This window comes from Clostridia bacterium, from assembly GCA_034926675.1.
Taxonomy (GTDB): Bacteria; Bacillota; DTU025; order DTU025; family DTU025; genus JAYFQW01.
This window is the reverse complement of record JAYFQW010000039.1, coordinates 1-5,861: the sequence shown is the minus strand read 5'-3', so window position 1 is coordinate 5,861 and position 5,861 is coordinate 1. Positions and strand designations below refer to the sequence as shown.

Genomic DNA, 5,861 nt, shown 5'->3' with positions numbered 1-5,861 from the left:
ATGGAATGCAGCATCAGCTTTCAGCAGATGTGGCGCACGTATCGGAAGAGCCAGGTCGCGTGAGGCGGCTAGAGGAGATTCGGGAGTCTGAACGCGAGGAGAATCACAACGGCAATTTACACCACTTGACAAGACGTGACCGATATACGAAAGCCTGGCTGCGACATACGGCGAGGTCATACGGAAACTGGAAGCGGTTTCGGGCATACGAACTCAAACAGTTCACATAGTGGGCGGAGGCGCTAATGCCGACTTGCTGTCGAAGCTGACAGCGTCGGCGACCGGGCTCACTGTAGTTGCCGGTCCTGTGGAGGCTACGGTCATCGGCAATTGCCTGGCGCAACTGCTCGCCGCGGGAGAGATTGGAAGCCTGGCCGAAGGCAGATGCATAGTGAGAGAGTCTACGCAGATGAAGGCTTTCTGTCCATGATACATGGAGAGGATGACTCTCGTGGAGCCCATACTTCAGATCAGAAATCTTGAGAAGAGCTATCCCGGCGTGAGAGCTCTGGACGGTGTGAGCCTGTGTATGAACAGGGGCGAGGTTCATGCTCTTGTAGGCGAAAACGGAGCAGGCAAGTCGACCCTTATCAAGATACTGGCCGGCGCTGTAGAACCAGACGAAGGGGACATAATCATCGAGGGCAAGCGGGAGAGACTCGCCAATCCTCTCGAATCTCTCGAAAAAGGCATAGCCGTGACATTTCAGGATCTGGGTCTGTTCCCCAACCTGTCTGTCGCTGAGAACATAGCGATCAGACGCGAGATCCAGGAGCACAGATTCCGCCTGAACTGGCGCAGCATCAACAAGCTGGCGCAGGACTCCCTGAAGGAGCTGGGCGCGGACATCGATCCCGGCCAGCAACTGGGGTACCTTTCTTTGGCCAACCAGCAGCTTGTGGCGATAGCGCGTGCGATCGTGCATGATGCAAAGGTTCTTGTGCTTGACGAGCCCACAGCGTCTCTATCTAAAGAGGATGTCGTTTCTGTGTTCAAGGCCATCAACGTTCTGAAAGGCAGAGGCATGTCGGTATTGTTCGTCAGTCATAAACTCGACGAAGTGTTCGAGATCGCCGACAGGATCACCGTGCTGAGAGACGGGAGATATGTGGGTACTTACGACAAGAAGGGAATCACCGAGTCTCAACTCATATCTCACATGGTGGGCAGGAATGTTCACTACGCACGGTATGACGCAAAAGCGCCCGGCGAACCTCTGCTGAGTGTCGCCGGCTTAAGCAAGAGAGGCAATTTCAAGGATGTATCGTTTAGCCTTCACAAAGGCGAAGTGCTTGGGATCACGGGGTTGGTCGGGTCCGGTCGGACCGAGCTCGCGCAGGCGCTGTTTGGGTGCAGCCAGCCTGACGAGGGCGAGATCTATCTGGACGGCCGCGCGGTCAGCATAGCGTCTACGTCACAGGCCGTGAAGATGGGCATTGGCTATGTCCCCGAGAATCGGAAGATCGAGGGACTGGCTCTGGACAAGACCCTTGAAGAGAATGAGACAATCACCATAGTCGACAAGATCAAGAATTCACTCGGGCTTGTGGACGAGAACAAAAGAAGACAGATAGCAGAACATTGGATAGATAAGTTGCGCATTACTCCTCCGTATCCGCACATGCCGATAGGCAACTTCTCCGGCGGGAATCAGCAGAAGGCAGTGATCGCCAAGTGGTTGGCATGCGAGCTTCGCATATTGATCATAGACGAACCTACCCACGGTATCGATATTGGGGCCAAAAGCGAGATCCACAGGCTGCTTCGGAGGCTGGCTGAAACAGGCCTGGGCATAATCGTGATATCGTCGGAAATCCCCGAGATACTCGCCATAAGCGACCGGATATTGATCATGAGAAGAGGGCGAATCGTGAGCGAGCTCGCCGGCAACTGCTACTCGGAGGGAGATATCCTAGATAGAGCGATTCTCGGCTCAGGCTCGACATGTGACGTTGAAGCTGGTGAGAGTTCATGGTAGGCGTCCTGAAGCGCAAAGAAGCTAATATTCTGTATATCATAGTGGCCATCAGCATTGCGATATCGATTAGGAACAGAGCGTTTCTGACATGGGAAAACGCACTTGATCTTCTCAAAGCCAACGCAGTTATGGGCATGGTGGCCATGGGCATGCTCATGGCGATTCTCACGGGCGGAATAGACGTGTCGGTGGGCGCCGTCACTGCTGTGGTGACTGTGATGACCGGGCGGCTCATGCTGAGCATGAACCTGAACCTGTCTGTTGTGTTTGTCCTTGCAGGCGTGTTCGGAGCTCTTATGGGCTTCATAAACGGCTTCTGTATCGCCGCTTTCAACTTGCCCCCGATCGTTGTGACTCTTGGCACAGTGAGTGTGTATAATGGCCTGAACCTGTACTGCACGAACGGAACCTGGATAACGAACCTGCCGCAGTGGTTCCAGGATTTTGGGGATATCACTGTGCTCGGGTTGCCCATCCAAGTCGTATTCCTGGCAGCGGCAGCCTTGGTCACCTGGTTCGTTCTCAACCACACGGTGGTGGGCAGAGGAATCTACGCCATGGGCGGCAATCTCGATGCAGCCCGGAGAACGGGGTTCAACGTAAGTCGGATCACCATGTTTGTCTATTCCTATATCGGCTTCATGGCCGGAATCGCGGCAGTTGTGCACTCCTCCATAGTCAAGATGGTCGACCCGAACGCTTTTGCCGGATTTGATCTGCAGGTCATCGCTGTAGTAGTTCTAGGCGGAGCCAATGCGCTGGGCGGCGAGGGCAGTGTGTTCGGGACGCTTCTGGGATTGCTCATGATCGGGATAATCAACAACGGTCTTATCCTGGCATGGATACCTACATACTGGCAGCAGGTGATCGTCGGCATTATCATCCTATCTGCAGTTTGCTTCGATGTGATTCGTCGGAGGAACACTGAAAGATCCATGTGCAAGATCGACATCGCCTGAAGTCGGTCTGTGAAGCGGAGGCATCTTGATGAAGCGAGCTTGGGAACAGCATTCCGTCCTCATAGCTGTCCTTGTCGGAGTAGTGATCCTCTTCTCGATCCTGTCGCCGACGGGCTTTATGAGCTGGAATAACATTCAAACGGTTCTATTCCAAGTCCCTGAGTTCGGGCTTCTCACTCTTGGGATGATGATGGTGATACTCACAGGCGGGATAAACCTCGCAATCAGCTCGATCTCTGCGCTATCGGGGATAATCGCCGCCTTCGTGATGGTGAGAAGCGATCTCGGAATGGGGACGTATGCGACGATTCTGGCAGCGGTTCTGGCTGCGATGGCTGCGGCTGCTGCGATGGGAGCAGCGAGCGGCTATATTGTGGCTTTCATCGGAGTCAGCCCCATCCTGGTAACGCTTGGGATGAAAATACTGCTGGAAGGCGTGTGCATGCGGCTGACCAAAGGAGGATCCATATCGGGATACCCGGAGGAGTTCTACTTCCTTGGCAGCGGCGCCGTAGCCAAGATCCCTGTGCCGATTCTGATCTTTGCTTTAGCCGCGGTAATAGCGCATGTGCTGCTCAATCGAACCCCTTGGGGGATGAAGATGTGCATGACCGGCAGCAATCGAACAGCGTCCCAATTCTCAGGGATAGATGTAAAGAAGGCGTTGCTGCAAGCGTATGTATACTCCTCCATCATGGCCGGAATTGCTTCGATGATCATGATCTCCCGCTACAATTCGGCCAAAGTGACCCTCGGCTCTTCCTATCTGCTTCAGAGCATTTCGGCTGCAGTTCTGGGCGGGACTGACATGGCCGGGGGCAGGGGAAGCGTGCTCGGGACTATGATTGCCATATGCATTATTCAGGTGATTTCGAACGGCCTAAACATACTTGGGACGAACCGGTTCATCACGGACGCGATCATGGGGGTAATACTCGTCTCCGTTCTGGTTTTGAGCCGCTACAGCCAAATTCGCGGCTCTATCAGGCCAAAAGCCGCTGACGTTAGCGCTGGCGCTGGCACCGGAGCTGAGCACTAGGACGGGGGTGTGGTTGTCCAACGGCACATGCTGCCGGAAAGCACGCAGACTCGGTGACTGATGTAGCGCGGATCAAGAATGGAGGGGCAATGATGAAGAGAAGAATCGCTGTCAGTATCCTGTTTTTGCTGGTCATGTCGATGTTTTTCACAGGCGTGGTCGGGGCGAAAAAGTACAGAATTCTCATAATGCCGAAGCTGATGGGGATCCCGTATTTCAACGCGTCCGAGAAAGGCGCTCTTCAGGCGGGAATTGATCTTGGCGCCGAAGTTATCTACGCGGGACCCACTCAGATCGACGCCGCTGTACAGGTCAAGATGATCGAAGACTACATCAGCCGCGGCGTTGACGCGATATGCATAGCTCCAAATGATCCTGCCGCAGTTACTCCGGTCTTGAAGAAGGCGAGACAGAAGGGCATCGTAGTGCTCGACTGGGACACCCCTGCTGACAAGGCGGTAGTGGATCTATCGGTACACCAGATCGACGACAAGGTCTATGGCGAGCATATATGGGATCTGTTTGTGGACAAGTTGGGGAGAAAGACGGGGAACTACGCTGTTCTCACCGGCGGGCTGGAAGCCGAGAACCTTAACGCCTGGATTGACTATGGGCTGGCGCATGCCAAGCAAGTCTACCCGGGACTCAAGCTAGTTGCAGAGCGAATACCGACAAATGAGAACCAGCAAGAGGCATATGTCAAGACTCTCAACCTTCTCAAAGCCTATCCTAACCTAGATGGAATCATAGCTCTGAGTAGCCCGGCACCGATCGGAGCCGCTCAGGCTGTGAGGGAGAAGGGTTTGAAGGACCGTGTTGCCGTTGTGGGAATAACGGTGCCGAGCGAAGCCCGGACGTACCTAAAGTCCGGAGATCTCAAGGCTGCAACTCTGTGGGATCCATCAGTGCTGGGCTATTTCACCATATGGGCAGCATATCAGAAGCTCGTTGGGGTGCCGATTACCGATGGCATGTCCGTTCCCAAAGTCGGCAAGATTGAGGTTAAGCCCGATGGGAAGACCTTAGTCATGGGGCCTCCCACTGACTTCACAGTAGACAACGTGGACCAGTTCAACTTCTAGACGCGGTTTGCATTGTCGCGATTATTCGTACCAGGAGGCCATGGAGCTCCCACCGATTCGGTGGGAGCTCCATTTCAGGTGCGCCCGGCATGATCGTTGTCTGAGGGGTGAAAGTCCCCGATGGTGAAGGCAGCAGTAGCCATAGCTTAAGGCAAGGGTGTCCGCCGCGAGGCGGAATCTGAAGGAAGCCGACGGCAAACCTCCGGCCCGACGAACAGAAACCCCATACGAGGCTAGGGACAGTTGGATGAGCTTGCCTAACAAAGCGAAGTCCTTGCTGCCGAAGGCTGTCCAGAGTAAATGGGGCGGGTTGATGGAGGGAAAGACAATGACCTTACCCGGGGAGGCCTGTCGGATGCGCTGGGTAACCCGGCAACCCGCGCCGAGAGACGCGGCTGAGCCGACAGGAGTCAGCAGAGGCCATAGTACCGGAACATGACGTCGTGGTCCGGGAAGGGCTGAACATGAAATGAGGGAAGCAAAGTGCCGAGCTCGCGAGAAGGGCGTCGACAGCAGAATATCCCGCAAGGGAGCTGCCTGCGGAGGGATGCGGTGAATACGCAGGGGACCGCAGGAGCGCCTAGCCCTTCTTCGGCGCGAACCACAGAGCAACCCGGGAAGAACGCGCAGAGACTCATGGAGCTCATCGTATCCAATTCCAATGTGGTAAGCGCGTGCAAACGCGTGGAGCAGAACAAAGGAGCGGCGGGGATCGATGGGATGCGAGTTGGCGAACTACGCCCATACTTGCATGTCCATTGGGCTGAGCTCAAGCAATCGCTGCTCAGTGGGACCTACAGGCC

Annotated in this window: 6 protein-coding genes; all 6 read left to right on the top strand. The window is 55.1% G+C overall.

What is annotated here, in order from left to right; genetic code table 11:
• Positions 1-142: 142 nt before the first annotated feature.
• On the top strand, positions 143-430 hold the full coding sequence (locus VB144_10100; GenBank protein MEA4883984.1) for an FGGY-family carbohydrate kinase: 288 nt from the start codon (positions 143-145) through the stop codon (positions 428-430).
• A gap of 12 nt (positions 431-442) precedes the next feature.
• Entirely contained in the window at positions 443-1,978 is a 1,536-nt protein-coding gene (locus tag VB144_10095) for a sugar ABC transporter ATP-binding protein (GenBank protein MEA4883983.1), read from the top strand.
• A complete protein-coding gene (locus VB144_10090) occupies positions 1,972-2,937 on the top strand; it encodes an ABC transporter permease (GenBank protein MEA4883982.1) in 966 nt (321 codons plus the stop codon). Before VB144_10095 ends, VB144_10090 begins: the two co-directional genes overlap by 7 nt.
• Positions 2,938-2,965: 28 nt before the next feature.
• Entirely contained in the window at positions 2,966-3,976 is a 1,011-nt protein-coding gene (locus VB144_10085) for an ABC transporter permease (protein ID MEA4883981.1), read from the top strand.
• A gap of 92 nt (positions 3,977-4,068) precedes the next feature.
• Positions 4,069-5,058 carry an autoinducer 2 ABC transporter substrate-binding protein gene (locus VB144_10080; protein MEA4883980.1) on the top strand — a complete coding sequence of 330 codons (990 nt, stop codon included), beginning with the start codon at positions 4,069-4,071 and terminating at the stop codon, positions 5,056-5,058.
• Between the two features lie 552 nt (positions 5,059-5,610).
• A partial coding sequence (locus VB144_10075) for a group II intron reverse transcriptase/maturase (protein MEA4883979.1) occupies positions 5,611-5,861 on the top strand: 251 nt, incomplete at its 3' end.

Excerpts from the sequence above, each read along its gene's own strand:
- VB144_10090 (MEA4883982.1), top strand. The coding sequence starts at position 1,972 with ATGGTAGGCGTCCTGAAGCGCAAAGAAGCTAATATTCTGTATATCATA.
- VB144_10080 (MEA4883980.1), top strand. The coding sequence starts at position 4,069 with ATGAAGAGAAGAATCGCTGTCAGTATCCTGTTTTTGCTGGTCATGTCG.
- VB144_10085 (MEA4883981.1), top strand. The coding sequence starts at position 2,966 with ATGAAGCGAGCTTGGGAACAGCATTCCGTCCTCATAGCTGTCCTTGTC.
- VB144_10095 (MEA4883983.1), top strand. The coding sequence starts at position 443 with ATGACTCTCGTGGAGCCCATACTTCAGATCAGAAATCTTGAGAAGAGC.